The 15958-nt window shown below is 69.5% G+C and carries 13 protein-coding genes and 1 tRNA gene; 6 read left to right on the top strand and 8 right to left on the bottom strand.

Annotated features, from left to right (window positions below; translation table 11 throughout):
- Positions 1–107: 107 nt before the first annotated feature.
- The 3 genes from ACSVC7_RS29475 to pseB form a co-directional block, all read right to left on the bottom strand.
- The gene (locus tag ACSVC7_RS29475) at positions 108–404 is read right to left on the bottom strand and encodes a hypothetical protein (protein WP_448207955.1); all 297 of its coding nucleotides are present in this window, start codon (positions 402–404) and stop codon (positions 108–110) included.
- 79 nt (positions 405–483) lie between these two features.
- Positions 484–1746: a UDP-4-amino-4,6-dideoxy-N-acetyl-beta-L-altrosamine transaminase gene (gene pseC / locus ACSVC7_RS29480; protein WP_448207956.1), complete on the bottom strand. Its 1263-nt coding sequence runs from the start codon at positions 1744–1746 to the stop codon at positions 484–486.
- Positions 1746–2798, bottom strand: coding sequence for a UDP-N-acetylglucosamine 4,6-dehydratase (inverting) (gene pseB, locus ACSVC7_RS29485; protein ID WP_448207957.1), 1053 nt, complete (start codon positions 2796–2798; stop codon positions 1746–1748). Before pseB ends, pseC begins: the two co-directional genes overlap by 1 nt.
- 175 nt (positions 2799–2973) lie before the next feature.
- Between pseB and ACSVC7_RS29490 the strand changes: the two genes are divergently transcribed.
- On the top strand, positions 2974–3186 hold the full coding sequence (locus tag ACSVC7_RS29490) for a hypothetical protein (RefSeq protein ID WP_483508993.1): 213 nt from the start codon (positions 2974–2976) through the stop codon (positions 3184–3186).
- 30 nt (positions 3187–3216) lie between these two features.
- On the opposite strand, the gene ACSVC7_RS29495 is transcribed toward ACSVC7_RS29490, so the two are convergent.
- Positions 3217–3291 (bottom strand) — tRNA-Gly (locus ACSVC7_RS29495).
- 513 nt (positions 3292–3804) lie between these two features.
- Here ACSVC7_RS29495 and ACSVC7_RS29500 point away from each other — a divergent pair.
- The 3 genes from ACSVC7_RS29500 (at position 3805) to ACSVC7_RS29510 (ending at position 6874) form a co-directional block, all read left to right on the top strand.
- Entirely contained in the window at positions 3805–4383 is a 579-nt protein-coding gene (locus ACSVC7_RS29500; protein WP_448207959.1) for an NUDIX hydrolase, read from the top strand.
- 572 nt (positions 4384–4955) lie between these two features.
- Entirely contained in the window at positions 4956–5651 is a 696-nt protein-coding gene (locus ACSVC7_RS29505; RefSeq protein ID WP_448207960.1) for a TVP38/TMEM64 family protein, read from the top strand.
- Positions 5652–5662: 11 nt separating this feature from the next.
- A complete protein-coding gene (locus ACSVC7_RS29510) occupies positions 5663–6874 on the top strand; it encodes a glycosyltransferase family 4 protein (RefSeq protein ID WP_448207961.1) in 1212 nt (403 codons plus the stop codon).
- Positions 6875–6910: 36 nt separating this feature from the next.
- Here the strand turns inward: ACSVC7_RS29510 and ACSVC7_RS29515 are convergent, their stop codons facing one another.
- A complete protein-coding gene (locus tag ACSVC7_RS29515) occupies positions 6911–8404 on the bottom strand; it encodes a radical SAM protein (protein WP_448207962.1) in 1494 nt (497 codons plus the stop codon).
- 335 nt (positions 8405–8739) lie between these two features.
- Between ACSVC7_RS29515 and ACSVC7_RS29520 the strand changes: the two genes are divergently transcribed.
- Positions 8740–9090 carry a hypothetical protein gene (locus tag ACSVC7_RS29520; RefSeq protein WP_448207963.1) on the top strand — a complete coding sequence of 117 codons (351 nt, stop codon included), beginning with the start codon at positions 8740–8742 and terminating at the stop codon, positions 9088–9090.
- Between the two features lie 196 nt (positions 9091–9286).
- The gene (locus ACSVC7_RS29525; protein ID WP_448207964.1) at positions 9287–11485 is read left to right on the top strand and encodes a tetratricopeptide repeat protein; all 2199 of its coding nucleotides are present in this window, start codon (positions 9287–9289) and stop codon (positions 11483–11485) included.
- Between the two features lie 52 nt (positions 11486–11537).
- Here ACSVC7_RS29525 and ACSVC7_RS29530 read toward each other — a convergent pair whose 3' ends face one another.
- From ACSVC7_RS29530 to ACSVC7_RS29540, 3 genes are all read right to left on the bottom strand, one after another.
- Positions 11538–14807: a carbohydrate-binding domain-containing protein gene (locus ACSVC7_RS29530; protein WP_448207965.1), complete on the bottom strand. Its 3270-nt coding sequence runs from the start codon at positions 14805–14807 to the stop codon at positions 11538–11540.
- 571 nt (positions 14808–15378) lie between these two features.
- A complete protein-coding gene (locus ACSVC7_RS29535; protein WP_448207966.1) occupies positions 15379–15666 on the bottom strand; it encodes a hypothetical protein in 288 nt (95 codons plus the stop codon).
- A 90-nt stretch (positions 15667–15756) separates the two neighbouring features.
- Positions 15757–15885 carry a hypothetical protein gene (locus ACSVC7_RS29540; protein WP_448207967.1) on the bottom strand — a complete coding sequence of 43 codons (129 nt, stop codon included), beginning with the start codon at positions 15883–15885 and terminating at the stop codon, positions 15757–15759.
- Positions 15886–15958 lie beyond the last annotated feature (73 nt).

Genomic DNA, 15958 nt, shown 5'->3' on the forward strand with positions numbered 1-15958 from the left:
GTTGGGTTTCGCTGGCGCTCAACCCAACCTACGGGATCTCCAAAAACAAAACCCCGCCGGACCGTTCGGTCGGCGGGGTTTTGTGCGTCCGGTAAGCCGGCAGCCCGTCAGATCGCCTGCAGATAGGCCGGATCGAGGGCGCCGTGGCGGAAGGGGATCCAATCCTTGTGATCGGCGCGGTACTGCAGGCCGTAGGGATTGGTGAAGAAGATCTTCTGGAGCGGCTGCCCGCCCTCGGCGCGGGTGCGCTCAAGGTCGATCAGCGGGGAGGCGGAGAACACCTTCTCCCACAGTTCGGCGTTGTCCACGTCGCGGCCGGCGTTCTTTACATAGTCGCGTGCCGCGTCGCTCAGCTGCCAGGCCTCTTCGACCATCGCGTAATAGTCCACAGTACCCTCGGCCATGACCTTGCTCCGAAGCGTTCCAGATGCCGCTGGCATAGCGCATTTTGACGCGGGAGGAAACCTCCCAGCGAGGACGGGGTCAGAGCGGGCGGGGCAGGCCCAGGGCCTCGGCGAGCGCCGTCACGACGCGGTCCACGTCGCGGTCCTCCATGGCCGGGAACAACGGCAGCGACAGGGTGCGGGCGTAATGCCCGTCAGCACCCGGCAGGGCCAGCTCGCCATAGCGCCGCCGCCAGTGGGGCTGGCGGTGCACGGGGATGTAGTGGACCTGACTGCCGATGCCGCGTGCCCGCAGCTCCGCCATCACCCGCGCGCGCGGACGCCCGGCGGCTTCGAAGTCGATGCGGACGGCGCACAGGTGCCAGGCCGGCCGGCACCAGGGAACGCGGGCCGCCGGCAGCACCAGCGGGGCGAGCGGGGCGAGCCGCGACGCGTAGAGGTCCATCAGCTGCCGCCGGCGCGCCACGAAGGCGTCCAGCCGCTTCATCTGGCTGAGCGCCAGGGCCGACTGAAGGTCGGTCAGCCGGTAATTGAAGCCCGGCTCGGCCATCTCGTAGTACCAGGGGTTGGCGGCCCCGTCCGCGTCGAAGGCGGCCTCCGGGTCCTCGAACCCCGCCGGATCCCGTTCCATGCCGTGGTTGCGGAAGCGGCGCAGGCGGGCGGCCAGTTCCGGATCGTTGGTGGTCACGGCCCCGCCCTCGCCCGCCGCGACGGTCTTCACGGGGTGGAAGGAAAAGGCGGCCATGGCCGCGGCGGCGCAGGATCCGACCGGCACGGTCCGGCCGTCCGCCCGGACATCCTCGCTGCCGATGGCGTGGCAGGCGTCCTCGACGATGGTCAGGCCATGGCGGGCGGCAAGCGCGCTCAAGCCCGCCATGTCGGCGGTCTGCCCGGCGAAATGCACGGGCGCCAGGGCGCGCACGCGCCAGCCGGCGGCCTCGGCGCGGGCGACCGCGGCGGCGGCGTGGTCCGGCCCCATCAGGCCGGTGGCGGGATCGACGTCGGCGAAGGCGACCTCCGCCCCCACATAGCGGGCGGCGTTGGCCGTGGCGAGGAAGGTGACGCTGGGGACGACCACAGCATCGCCCGCCTCGATCCCATTGGCCCCGAGCCCGAGCGCCAGCATGGCCAGATGCAAGGCGGCGGTTCCGTTGGCGCAGGCGACGGCGTGGGCGGCGCCGGTGCGCTCCGCCAGGGCGCGCTCGAAAGCCTCGACCGCCGGTCCCTGGGTCAGCCAGTCGCCACGCAGAACCTCGGTCACCGCGTCGATGTCGGAGGAATCGATGTCCTGGCGGCCGTAGGGCAGGAAGGGAAGCGCGCCGCCGCTCGTGGCGCCGCCCATCACGGGGCCTCGGCGATCAGGCGGGTCAGCTGCTCGGCGTCGAGCCAGTCGCTGTTGTTGTCGCTGGCGTAGCGGAAGCCGTCGGCCACCGCCCGGGCGCCCAGGCGCTCGTAGGGCTCGTGCGTCCAGAAGGCGAAGGTCGGCTCGATCACGTAGCGGTCCGACAGCTCGAAAGTCTGGCGGGAGTCGTCCTCGGTGATCATCACCTCGTGCAGCTTCTCGCCGGGGCGGATGCCGACGACCTTGTGCGGCAGGTGCGGGGCCAGCGTGCGCGCCACCTCGACGATGCGCATGCTGGGGATCTTGGGCACGAAGATCTCGCCACCCTGCATCAGCGCGAAGCAGGACACGACGAAGTCCACGCCGTGCTGCAGCGTGATCCAGAAGCGCGTCATGCGCTCGTCGGTGACCGGCAGGGCGTCCGCGCCTTCGGCAATCATCTTGCGGAACAGCGGGATGACCGACCCGCGCGAGCCCACCACGTTGCCGTAGCGCACCACCGAAAAGCGCGTGCCGAGCGAGCCCGACAGGTTGTTGGCCGCGATGAAGATCTTGTCCGACGCCAGCTTGCTGGCGCCATAGAGGTTGACCGGGTTGGCCGCCTTGTCGGTGGACAGGGCGATCACCCGCTGGACGCCGGTGTTCAGCGCGGCGCGCACCACATTCTCCGCCCCGTAGACGTTGGTGTGGATGCATTCCATGGGATTGTATTCGGCGGCCGGCACATGCTTCAGCGCGGCGGCGTGGACGCACAGGTCCACCTCGCGCATGGCCAGCTCCAGCCGCTCGCGGTCGCGCACGTCGCCGATGAAGAAGCGCAGCGTGGACGCCCATTCGGGGCCGAGATGCTGCTGCATCTCGTACTGCTTGAACTCGTCGCGGGAGAAGACGATGACCCGGCGCGGCTTGGCACGGCGCAGCACCGTCTCCACGAAGCGGCGCCCGAAGGAACCGGTGCCCCCGGTCACCAGGATCGAGCGGCCGTTGAAAAGATCGAAGCCGGATTGCAGCACCTCGTTCGGCGCTTCACTCAAACGGTCAAGCTGCTGCATGGTCACGGGCGTCGCACTTATCGTCTGTGGGGTCGTTCGTCCGACCTTAGCCCGATACCCCTATCAGTGGGTTAAAATTTCGAAAACGGCGGGCGCTCTTCCGCACGCGGGGCGGGAGCGGGGCAACTCCCGGAAACCTGTTGCGCCGGACGCGGTCCTTTGCACTCTGGCGTGCATGCAGGCCCACGAACAAAACGCCCGGATGGAACAGAACGTCCCGAATGCCCTGGCACAGGCGCATTCGCACCACAACGCGGGCAACCTTGCCGAGGCTGAGGCGCTGTTCCGTCAGGAGCGGGCGGGGGACTGGGCCGGCGTCTTCGCGCGGATGGCCGACGCGCTGTCCCGGACCGCGGCGGGAACCCGCGCGGTTGCCGAATATCCGTAAAGAAAAGGGAAAGGTTCTTCTTCGTGATACTGGAGCGGGCGAAGGGATTCGAACCCTCGACCCCAACCTTGGCAAGGTTGTGCTCTACCCCTGAGCTACGCCCGCGCCGCTCCAACGAAGGAGGCAGGGAGATACCTCACCCCGCCGGTGGAAAGCAAGCCTTCTGTGCGCCCCCCAGGTGCGATTTTTCTGTGTACGATTTTCCTGTGTGCGATTTCTCCACCATGACGTTTCGGCGTATCGGCCGGCGTATTGGAAGGAGCGCGTTAGGCTTTAAGTTATAACCCACTCAACGTGATTGACTTCGGTGTGTGGTCTGTGGAAATTTCCTCCCACAAAACAAAGGCCTTGAGGTCTGGGGAGGAAACCAAAAACATCATAATGCTCCAAGAGCATTAGGCTGCCGCGCCGACCTCGTGTCTGGCCGCGGCATTTTTTTTGGCCGCAACTTGATCATGACGGCGACTGGTATGACCAGTTGCCGCATTTCCGGGCCATGCCGCCCGGACTTCCGGTTTCCCCGTCATGAACGCTTGCCTCCGCGCCGCCCCATTGCGCAATTGCATCGCGCGCGGGGTCCGGTTACGCACGCTCCATCGCAAGAATGGAGAATGCGCGATGCAGCGTCGTCTGCGCCCGTGGACCGTCGTCGAAAGCCGTGAACTGCTCGATGCGGAGCCATTCCTGAAAGTCCGTGTCGAGACGGTGGAACTGCCCGACGGCCGGATCATCGACGACTACTACCAGTTCGACATGCCGTCCTTCGCCTGCATCTTCGCCGAGACGGAGGACGGGCGCATCATCGTCTACCGCCAATACCGGCACGGCCCCCGGCGCGTGAACCTCGTCTTCCCCGGCGGTCATCTGTCGGAGAGCGAGGACCCGCTGGCGGCGGCCAAGCGCGAACTGCTGGAAGAGACCGGCTTCGCGGCGGACTCCTGGACGGACCTCGGCGGCTACACGGTCAACGCCAACCAGGGCGGATCGGTGGCGCACATGTTCCACGCCACGGGCTGCCGCCGGGTGACGGAGCCGCTGTCGGACGACCTGGAGGAGACGGAGATCCTGTTCCTGACCCGCGACGAGCTGCTGGCCGCCATCGGCCGCGGCGAGATGGCGCTGCTCACCCAGATCGCCTTGGTCAGCATGGTCTGGCAGGACGGGATCGCGCGGGCGGTCGGGCGCAAGGCGCCATAAGGGGGAAAATTGGGCCGGGAAAGACGGGGCTGGAAAAATTGGCTGCACCGCAGCGATTGCGCTTCCATGCCTCAGCTTAAGCATTCATTCCGCAGGATCTTCGAAAAAAGGGTATCTCTTCGGGGCGTGTGGTTGTTTACAGCCTGTTAATCAAATCAGTTCATAACTGGTCTCACCAAGTTCTCTTGGTTTCCTCCCTCCCAAAACTAGGCTGCGCCGTCATGGCTGCAGCCTTTTCTTTTTTCCGGCCCTGCCGATACCCCATGCCGATCCCGGATCCGGCCGGCTCCGCGATGGCCCCCGCGGGCCATAAGGCAAAAAGTGGACGGAGGGGGCTTGACCTTTGCTGCAGCGCAACATAGATTGTTTCTCGGATGCCCTTTGGGCGTTTCCTCCCTAGACTTAAAGGCCGCGCCCCATTGGCAGCGGCCTTTTTCTTTGCCGGATTCCCCTCGCGCGCAACATGGGATCCGGCCGGGGGCGTGCGCCTTGCGCGATCGTCTCTCGCGGCATTGAGCCGCCCCGTGTTATGGAAGCTGGACCTTCTTCCGACGTGATCCGGGTCGAAACCCATGGCCGAACGCGCAGCGCCTTCCCTTTCCACCCTCCGCACCCTGGGGCGGGTCGTGCTCGTCCTGCTGCTGGTCGGCGGGGCCGTGGCTTGGTGGGCGTCGCACGGCGGGACCTTCGGGGTGGAGGGGCTGCAGGAGATGCTGCGGCATCACCCGGCCGCACCGGTCCTGTTCCTGCTGATCCACATCCTGGCCAGCCTGCTGTTCTTCCCCCGCTCCGCCATGGCCATGCTGGCCGGGCTGATCTTCGGGGTCTGGTGGGGCGGCGTGCTGGCGGCGGCCGGCAGCGTGGTCGGCGCCTCGTCCGGCTTCCTGATCTCCCGCTACATCAGCCGCGGCTTCGTCTCCACCGACGACACGGCGCGGTGGGGCGAGGCCCTGCGGCGGATCGAGCGCGGGGGCTGGCGCGCGGTCGCCATGCTGCGGCTGGTCCCCGTGCTGCCGCACACCGGCGTGAACTACGCGCTTGGCCTGACGCGCCTCCCGCTCGGCGCCTACGCCTTCGGCTCGCTGGTGGGGCAACTGCCGATGACCGTCGCCTTCGTCCAGTTCGGCGCCGCCGGCGACCACGCCCTGGCCGGCAAGCCCGACTGGATCGTCCCGACCGCCGTCGGCGCGGTGCTGCTGGTGCTCGCGACCGCCCTGCCGAAGGTCGGGCCGAAGCTCTGGGAAAAGTGCGGCTTCGGGCGCGCGTGAGGGAGGCCACCATGAAGATCGTCTTCATCCACCAGAACATGCCCGGCCAGTACAAGCATCTGGCCGCCCGGCTGGCCGCCGATCCGGCGAACGCGGTCGTCTTCATCACCAAGCGCACGGACCGGGAGATCCCGAACGTCCGCCGCCTGAACTACCAGCCCAGCCGCCAGGCGCGGGAGAACGCCCACCCCTATCTGGTCTCCACCGAGAACGCGGTCCTGCACGGGCAGGGCGTGGCGCGCCTGCTGATGGGGCTGCGCGGGGAGGGCTTCGTCCCGGACATCATCGTCGGGCATCCGGGTTGGGGCGAGACGCTGTTCGTCAAGGACGTGTTCCCCAACACCCCCTACCTGAACTATTGCGAGTTCTTCTACCGCGCGCAGGGGCTGGACGTCGGCTTCGACCCGTCCATGCCGGTCAACGTCGACACCGTGCTGCGGCTGCGCATGCGCAGCACGCCGCTTCTGCTGGCGCTGGAGGCCTGCGACCGCGGCATCGCGCCGACCCTGTGGCAGCGCGACACCCACCCGGAGCCCTTCTGGCCCCGGATCGAGGTCATCCACGACGGGGTGGACACCACCGTCCTGCAGGGCAACCCGGACGCCCGCTTCCGCCTGCCGGACGGCACGATGCTGTCGCGCGACGACGAGGTCGTGACCTACGCCGTGCGCAACCTGGAGCCCTACCGCGGCTTCCCCAGCTTCATGCGGGCGCTGCCGCGCATCCTGGAGGCCCGGCCCAACGCCAAGGTGCTGATCGTCGGCGGCGACGACGTCAGCTACGGCTCGCGCCCCGCCGACGGCAAGAGCTGGCGGGAAACCATGCTGGCCGAGGTGCCGGTCGATCCCGCGCGCGTCTTCTTCATGGGCCATCTGCCCTACGAGCTGTATCTGGCCGCGCTGCGGGTGTCGCGGGCGCACGTCTACCTGACCTATCCCTTCGTCCTGTCCTGGTCGATGGTGGAGGCGATGGCGCTCGGCTGCGTGGTGATCGGCTCCGACACCGCCCCGGTGCGCGAGGTCATCCGCGACGGCGAGAACGGGTTGCTGGTCGACTTCTTCTCCCCCCAGGCCATCGCCGACCGGGTGGTGGAGGTGCTGAAGGACCCCGGCGCTTTCGCCCCGCTCGGCCGCGCGGCGCGCGAGACGGTCGTGGAACGCTACGACCTGTCCCGCTGCCTGACCCGTCAGATCGACCTGATCCGGAGCATGGCTGCGCGCTGACGCGCGGTGGCGGGGCGCTGACGCGCGGGTTTCCGGTCAGCGGCCGAACGGCGCCCGCAACCGCCGCAGCAGGCGCGGCAGAAAGGCCGGCGCGGGCCGGGGCTGAGTGGATGGGGGCTGGGCGGCGGATGGCGGCGGCGGCTCGGCCACCGAGGCGCAGGCGTCGGCGATCAGGGGCGCCATGACACGAGCCGTCCGGCTGTAGACGCCGTCCCCGGCCAGCATCGCGGCCATCTCCCGCAGCGTCAGGAAAATGGGACGGGCCTGCGCCGGGTCCCGGTCGTGCAGCGAGGCGATCAGGCCTTCGGCGAAGAACACCCGCAGCGGGTCGCTTGGCACGTCGCGCCCGAAGCGCCGGCTTCCGCGCTCCAGCCGGTCCATCACCCCGTCGCACCGCCCGCCCGCCTCCCCGTACTTCGCGACCAGCCGCTCCCTCAGGGCGGCGAAGGCGTCCTTCGCCTCGGCGTAGCGGCCGGCGTTCAGGTGGTCGTTGACGACGGCCAGCAGCATCGTTTCCGTCGGGCTGTCGTCGCAGACCAGCAGATTTCCGACGAAGCGAACGGGGGCGCCCAGCTCCTGGAAGATTCGCCCGGCGTGCTCGCGCCACGCCGCATAGTCGGTCCGGGTGAAGATCCGGTCGATGCCATGGGCGGCGCAGTCCCGGCACAGCGCGCTGTCGCGCCGACGGCGGGTCGCCTCGTCGAAGCCGATGTCGGCGAAGCCCGGCGCGACGTTGAAGCGCCGGTCGTAGCTGGAGCAGCACAGCTTCAGCGCCCCGTCCACGTCGATGTCCACGCGGTCCTCGATGAGCGTGCAGGCGGTGGCCGGCGCGGCCGGCGCACTGATGCGGAACTGCTCGTCCACCGGGATCACGAGCCGGTCGAGGATCGGCTGGTCCTTGGGGAAGCTTTGGCCCGCGGCCATGTCGACCAGCTTCTCGACGGGGGCGAAGAAGGCCAGCGACGGCTCGAAATCGAACCGCAGCTCCTCGCAGAAGGCGGCCATGGCCGCGAACTCGCCGGTGCCGAGATTGTGCCGGTAGGTGATGTAATGCACCATCACGCGGGTTGCGGTGCCGACCCGCTCGATGGCTTGGGACAACTCCATCATGTGCCGCTTGACCGTCTCGATGTCCCCGCCGACGTGGCTCTGGCCGTAGGCGTCCTGGGTGAAGCCGGACAGGCTGACGGTGATCTCGTCCACGCCGGCCCGCAGGACGGCTTCGAGGTCGCGGACATGGTTCAGGTTGCTTGAGATCGCCGCGCCGTAGCCGCGGCGCTTGACCTCGGCGATCAGGGCGGGAAGGTCGGGGTGGATGAACGGCTCCCCCCAGCTGTAGAGGCAGACCGAAACCTCCGAGGGCGCGCGGTTCAGCCCGGCGGCGGCCCAATCGAGCGCCTGCCGGAAACGGTCGAGGGGCATCGTCCCGCCGATGCTGCCGCTGCGCCGCCCACCCTCGGCGTTGCCGACGGGACAGGACGGGCAGCGCAGGTTGCAGGTTCCGACGACCTCGATCTGCACGGCATACATGGCGCTCTCCACAGGCTCCGAACGACGACACGGCGCGGATGCACCCGCCCGCCGTCAGGCGGCGGACCTTAGAGCAGAACGGGGGCTGTTCAAAAGGGGCGGCGGCGCGGCCGGGCGGCAGATTTTGTCCGGCCGGGCGGCAGAAAGCGCCCGGCACCGGGACGATTTTGCCGGGTGCCCACGGTAAAGAGGGGAGGGCGGGCAAATCCGGGACCGGGAAACCCTTAACGGTGTATTGATTTTGAGCCAAGTTTTGAACGAATGAGGGATGCTTGGCATAGGGCTTGCGTTATCGGTCTGGCCAACCCGGCGAACCCCGAACCCGAGTGCCCGCCATGTCCATGACCGCTGTTTCGTCGATGGCTGCGCCGCAAATGGCCGATCAGCCGATGGTTGACGCTCCGGTTTCGGAACGCCCCCGCCGCAAGCGGTCCATCTTCGCGTGGGAAGCCACCAAGGTGGGGATCGCCGTCGCCGCCTTCGCCGGCATGCTCCTGCCGGCCGCCTTCCCGTCGAAGGCCAGCACGCAGGCGAAGGTCGCGCAGCTTCCCATCGTCGAGGCGCCGCCCGCCCCCGTAAAGGTGCAGAGCCAGAAGGCCGCCGTGTCCGCGTCCTCCTCCTCGCCGCTGAAGGCCAACCCGGTGCCGCCGCCGCCCGCCAAGAAGCCGGCGCCGAAGAACACCTGACCGCCTCCCACACATCCTTCCGCGACGAAATTTGCGGGCGCGGCGCTCCGACACGCCGGCGCCGGACGGGGCACGAGATCTTCGGCATCGTCCCGAAGCCGCGCCCCGGGTCATGCTTTCCCTTTCCGGTGGGGCTTCGCCCGGCCTATCCTGGGCGTGATCGGAACGGGATCGGCCGCCCCGCCGGGCGGGAGGATTGACCATCGCTACGCTGTCCGAAGCCCTGTCCGTCGCGCTGGACCACCACATGGCAGGGCGGCTGCCTCAGGCGGAAATCATCTACAGCCGCGTGCTGGAGGCCGACCCCGAGCAGCCGGACGCGTTGCACCTGCTGGGCGTCGTCCTGACGCAGACCGGCCGGACGGAAGACGGGATCGGACTGATCCGCCGCGCGGTCGGGCGGTGCCCGGACTCAGCCGGCATACGCACCAACCTGGGCCGCGTGCTCCGCGCCGCCGGGCACCCGGCCGAGGCCGCCGCGGTGCTGCGCCTGGCCGCCGCCCTGGCGCCGGACGCCGCCGAGCTCTGGGGCGAGCTGGGCACGGCCCTGGGCGCGCTCGGCCGGTATGACGCGGCCATCCCGCCGCTGGCGCACGCGGTGGCGATCGACCCCGCCAACGCGGAGGCGGCCGGGCGGCTCACCATCCTGCTGCACCGCCGTGGGCGCGCTCTGCTGAGCGCCGGCCGGGACATGGAAGCGGGCGACGAACTGACCCGCGCCGCCGTTCTGGCGCCCGCGGACGCCGATTTGCGCACCGACCTCGCCGTTGCGCGCTATCGCACCGGCCGGCTGGGCGATGCGGAGGCGAGCCTGCGCGCCGCCCTGGCGCTGTGCCCCGACGACGCCGACGCGCTGTCCAACCTGTCGAACGTGCTGGAGCGGCTCGGCCGGCTGTCCGCCGCCGCCCTCGTCGCGGACTGGGCGGTGGTCGCAGCACCGGAGCACGCCTCTGCCCACCTCAACCGCGCCAACACGCTGGCGGCGACCGCAAGAACGGCGGAGGCGGCGGCATCCCTGCGCCGTGCGCTGGTGCTGGAGCCGCAGCACGACGGGGCCTGGAGCAATCTCGGCGGCCTGCTGCGCGCCGCCGGCCGGCCGGCCGAAGCCATTGCCCTGTACCGGCGCGCCATGGCGCTTGCTCCCGCCAAGCCGCACCCGCACCGCGAGCTGCTGGCCGCCACGCTGTATGACCCGTCCTGGACCGAGGAGGAGCGCTACGCCGAACACCGCCGCTTCGAGGAGCGGCACGCCCGCCCGCTCTACGCCCGCCGCCTGCCCCCTGCACCGCCCGGCGATCCCGGCAAGCGGTTGCGCGTCGGCTATCTGTCCTCCGATTTCCGCGACCATCCGGTGGCGCGCAACCTCGTGGCGACGCTGGACGAGCGCGACCGCGCGCGGTTCGAGATCGTGCTGTACGCCGACGTCGCCCGGCCCGATGCGATGACCGCGCGCATGCGGAGCCTTGCCGACCAGTGGCATGGCGTGTTCGGCCTGTCGGACGAGGCTGTCGCGCGGCGCATCCACGCCGACGCCATCGACGTCATGATCTATCTGGCCGGCCATTTCGACGAGAACCGGCCGCTGGTCGCCGCCTACCGCCCGGCCCCGGTGCAGGTCAGCTTCCACGATCCCGCGACGAGCGGCCTCCGCGCCATCGACTACCTCATCGGCGACCCCGTGCTGACGCCGCGGCGCGGTGGCGGCCGCTTCGTCGAGCGTCCGGTGCGCCTGCCCAGCTTCTATCTGCACGAGCCGATCGCCGGCGCCCCGGATCCCGCTCCGCCCCCCAGCGCGTGCGGCGCGGCCCCGGTGTTCGGCTGCTTCAACAACCCGGCCAAGATCGGCGAGGCGGTGCTGGCGCTGTGGGCGCGCGTGCTGGCCGCGGTGCCGGGCGCACGGCTGCTGCTGAAGTACAAGGACGACTACGCCGACGCGGCGCTGCGTCGGCGCGTGCTCGGCACGCTGGCGGCGCACGGGGTCGATCCGGCGCGCGTCGAGCTGGCGGTCGGGCGGGGGCCGATCGGGGGGCATCTGGCGCTGTACGACCGGGTGGACGTCGCTCTGGACCCGTTCCCGTTCTGCGGCTCCACCACCACGTTCGAGGCGCTGTGGATGGGCGTTCCCGCCGTGACGCTGCCCGGCGAACCGATGGTCAGCCGCTGGTCCGCCTCCATGCTGCGGTCCGTGGGCCTTGCCGATCTCGTCGCCGGCTCTCCGGAGGCCTACGTCGGCCTCGCCGCCGCGCTCGCTGCGGACACGGCGCGGCTCTCCGCCCTGCGCATGGGCTTGCGTGCCCGCGTTGCCGCCTCGCCGCTGTGCGATGCCCGCGCGAAGACCCGCCAGCTCGAACGGATTATTCGCGCCCTGTGGGTGCGCCACTGCCGGACGCGCTGACCGGGCCGCCGACGCCCCCGCGCTCATGTGAGCGTGATGAAAGCCCCCACGCTCACCGGAGCGTGATGAAAGCGATATAGGGCTGGTCGCCGGCCATTCCGGTGGTCACCGTCATGGCGCCCACCGCCTTGCCGGCGAAGGTCATGCTGGCGTCGATGCTGCCGTTGCCGTCGATGTCGCAACGGACCGTGGCGCCCTTGTGCCCCTCGGCCCCCGCCATCTCCTCCCAGCTCAGTTTCGACACGCCGGAGCGGAAGCCCCACATCGTCGCCCACTCGCCCTTTTCCAGGTCGACGACGGTCGACCAGGTGACGTCGGGGTTGCGGCCGTCCACGAAGAAGGTGTCCTTCCCGGCCCCGCCGATCAGCCAGTTGGAGCCGGATCCGCCGTCCAGCACGTCGTCCCCGGCCCCGCCGGTGGCGGCGTCGTCGCCGCCCAGCAGGTTCATGAAGTCGTTGTCGCCCGATCCGCCGACGACCTCGTTCCCGGCGTTCCCCAGGAAGCTCCATTTCAGGGTCGGAACCGGCCCCTCGTAAGCGTAGGCCGTGACCTTCTCGGTGACCCCGTTCTGGATTCGGCTGAGCAGGACGGACGGACGCGCCGGCGTCGTGACCGCCGGGGTGGGGGAAGGCTGCGTCGTGGTGGTCGGCTTGACCACGGGCTGAGGGACGGGCTGAGGGACGGGCGGCAGGCTGGTCCCGCCCGAGCCGACCTGCGGCGGCGGAAACGACACGGTGCCGGGCGCCATCGCCATCAGCATCCACGCCAGGTCGTGGATCCCGGCGGCGAGCGCCGGCGACAGGGGCAGCAGGCTGTAGTCGTGGTCGTAGGCGTCGGCGAACATGGGGTCGCCGCTGCGGTCGTTCGGGCCGTAGGCCCCGACGCGGTGCAGGAAGTTGCCGTCGATGGCGTTGTCGCCCGCGGACAGCAGCGTGATGTAGCTGCCCAGCGGGACCTCGCCCTCCACGATGTTGCCGGTCACCGTGTTGTTGGCGGGCAGGCCGGCGGCCCCCGCCAGGGGCACCCACTCGATCCGCAGGAAGCTTTCGTCGTTGGTGGCCAGGACGCCGATGTTGTTGGTGACCGTGTTGTCGTGACCGCCGTGGATCATGACGTTGGCCCAGGAGGTGTCCTTCAGGAAATTGTCCTGGACGGCGACGCCGCTGGTCAGGTCGTCCAGATAGACGCCGTAGCCCTTGTAGTCGCGCAGCCACTGGCCGGCGCTGGTGGTGGCGAGGCCGCCGACATGCTCGATCCAGTTCCCCTTGATGAGCGTGCCGGTGTTGACGCCCGACCGGCCCAGCATCTCGATGCCGCCGGAGTCCGCCGTCTCCTCGCCGGTGTGGCGGATGCGGTTGTAGAGGATGGCGTTGTTCAGGTTGAGGGTCGCGGCGTTCCAGTTCTTCAGCGAGATGCCGTAGCGCGCGCTGTGGTCGATGTCGTTGTAGGCGATCTCGGTGCCGTTCACGCCGGAGGCCATGATGCCGCCGCCGTACTTGCGCACCTCGCCGATGCGCTGGATCTGGTTGCCGGAAATCCGGTTCCCGTTGGACTGGCCGTCCAGCGTCAGGCCGTTGATGCCCAGATGGTCCAGGTAGTTCCCGTCGATCAGGTTCTGGTCCGACCCCTGGGTCAGGCGGACGCCGGTGCCGACGTTCAGGAAGCTGTTGCCGGTGACCCGGTTCCCGTCGGCGCCGATCAGGTCGACCGCGTTGCCGTCCGTCGTGGCGTCGGCGAAGGTCAGCCCCTGCACGACCACGCCGGTCGCCCCGGTCAGGCGCAGCAGCGTCCCCAGCCGCGCCACCGACACGCCCGTGCCGTCGAAAGCCGCCCCGGCACCGACGTTGATGACCAGCCGCCCGTCCGACGCCCGGTAGGCGAACTCGCCCGGCTGGTCGACCCAGGCGCTGTTGCCCAGCAGGCGGAAGGTCGAGCCGTCGCTCAGGCTGAAGGGCGCGTCCGATGTGAAGGTGATCGTCCGCGTCGCCTCGTCGATGCCCGCCACCTCCAGGATGGCGTCCTGCAGGCGCTCCGCGTCGAAGACCTGGATCTTGAGGCCGGGGACGAGGTCGGCCGCCGACACCTCCCCCGCGTGGTAGCGCAGCGCCCGCGCGCTGGGGCCGCCGGTGGCCGCGTCGGCGAAGGACCAGCCGCTGGTCGGGTCGCCGGGATCGACGGCGGTCTTGGAGGCCAGCCGGTAACGCACGCCGTTGACGGTGACGTCCAGCCCCGGATCCGACCCCAGAGAGGCGGACCAGACGCCGTTGCCCTCGCTCCGGAAACTGCTGACAGCTTGGCCGCCGCTGAGCACGACTTGCTCGCCCGGATAGCCCAGGAACTGGACCCCGCTGTCCTGGGCGGTGAGGTCGAGCGTGCGCGACAGGCGGTAAGTGCCCTCGCGGACGTAGGTCGTCTTGATGGCGCTGCCGCGCATGGCGGCCTGCGCCCGCTCCAGGCTGGCGAAGGGACCGTCGGTGCCGTCGGCATTCGGGGCGGCCAGCCGGCCGGACCATGTGTCCTTGCCGTTCGCCGCCACGTAGAAGGCGGCCCCCGACGACGCCGCGGCCTTGGAGGCCGTGCCCTGGAACAGTGGGGCGGCGACCGTCTGGGCGACCGACCCGTCCACCGCCGCCGCCGGGGTGGAGCGGCTGCCGTTCACCACGAGGTCGGCGACGGACAGGGTGCCGGCGGTGCTGGGCAGCACCTGCACCGTGTGGGCGACGGCGGGATCCAGGCCGACCGTGAAGGCGAAGGGCTTCGCGGTGGCGGAATCGGCGTCCGCCTCCCCGATCACCTGCCCGTCGACCAGCAGCTTGAAATGCGCGGTGGAACCGGATCCGGTCCGGGCCGCGTCGACGGTGATGGTGATCGGCCGGGTGATGACCGGCTCGGGCTTGGGCGGCGGGCGCACCATCGGGCCGCCGAACATCTCCTCGCCGAGCCCGAAGTCCAGCTGGCCGCCCCAGTACAGACCCTCCTGCCCGGCGACGACGTTCTTCCCGTCCACCACGCCCTTGTCGTAGGTGACGCGCTGGTCGGTGGCCTTGATCTCCTGACCGCCCACCGTGATGGAGCCGACGAACAGGTTGCGGTCCACCCCGTTCACGACGCCGTCGTTGTCGTACCAGACCGAGATCCGGTGCCCCTCGTCGGGGTTGACGGTAGCCTGGAAGCCGTAGGGCGCGCTGGAGGCGGCGGTCACCCACGCCTCGCCGATCAGCACGCCGTCGATCAGCAGCTTGAAATGCGGCGCGCGGCCGCCCGCCGAGACGCCCCAGGCGTTTACGACGATCGGGATGTCGATAAGGCTGTCGGTGGGCATGTGCGGACCCGGGGCGCGCCGGCATGGCGTGTTGATCGCGGAAGGCGCACACCGCCCTCCGTACCCCAAAATTGACATACCCCTTTCGATCGGATGTGTGACAACGGGACCCGCTTCGGCGGCGCCGAAGCCCGCGCCGCTTCCGCCGTGACCGCATCGCGATCCATCACGGCGCGCCAGGGCCGGACCCGGTCGCTCCGGATGTGTTTGCCGACGCGCCGTGGGATGTTGCGGCCCTGCCCCAGAACACACTGCTGCGTGGGGACACTGCAAAGCTTCTCGCCTGGATCGACCGGCGGCTGAAGCCGGGCGGCGTGCCGGCCTTCGCTGGCACGGGGCTGGACCTGCTGGGGCCGGTTGATTGGTCGCTCAGCGACGCCACGCTCGACCGCTTCGTGACAACCGGAACTCCCGGCGCGGAGAGCCCGAACTTCGTCGCCCGTACCGGCGAATCTCTGTACGCCCTGTCGTCTGGTTCGGACGCAAACGAGCCGACACGCCGAAGGAAGGGTGGGGAGGTTGGTAGCGTTCCTGAGGTAGAGGGGGCCGCAGCCTCACCCTCGCTCCGATCCTATGAGTCGCGACGGACGACCTTCCGGGCTTTTTCGGCGATGGCGCTGTTCACCGCGGCGGAAAGGCCTTTCACCGCGTTGGGGTGCAAACATCCATATTCGAACACGCCCGGCTTTCCGGGGATTGCCCGAATATCCGGGGACGGCCAGACATCCTCATTGGCCTCGGAAAGAATGATCCACGACCGTTCGGCGTTGAGACCGAGCCGTTGCTTGACGGCGGTGGGAATCTCGACGGCCTCGTCCCCCTCGCGTGGTGGTTGGTGCGTGATCGGCAGGATAAGCACGAAGGTGTCCTGTCCGTCCTTTTCGGACGCAAGGGTTAGGCGCGTTGGGCGTTCCTTGCTGACACCGCGCCCGGCCGCGGCGCCGCGCTCTCACCAGTAATCGAGCGAAAAACAAGCCCGGGCTTCGGGGCGGGAATCGGCCTCCTGCAGAGGTCCCGAATTGCGCTGCAGGCCCACGCCGCTGAACTTCGGCATGGAGGCGGTCAAAGCTTCGGCCATCGCAGCCTCCCGGAGACGTGAAATACGTACAATATGGACTTCTCCCAGGCATCGCCGCAGGGCCGGCATGCTG

Source organism: Azospirillum mesophilum, assembly GCF_053470405.2.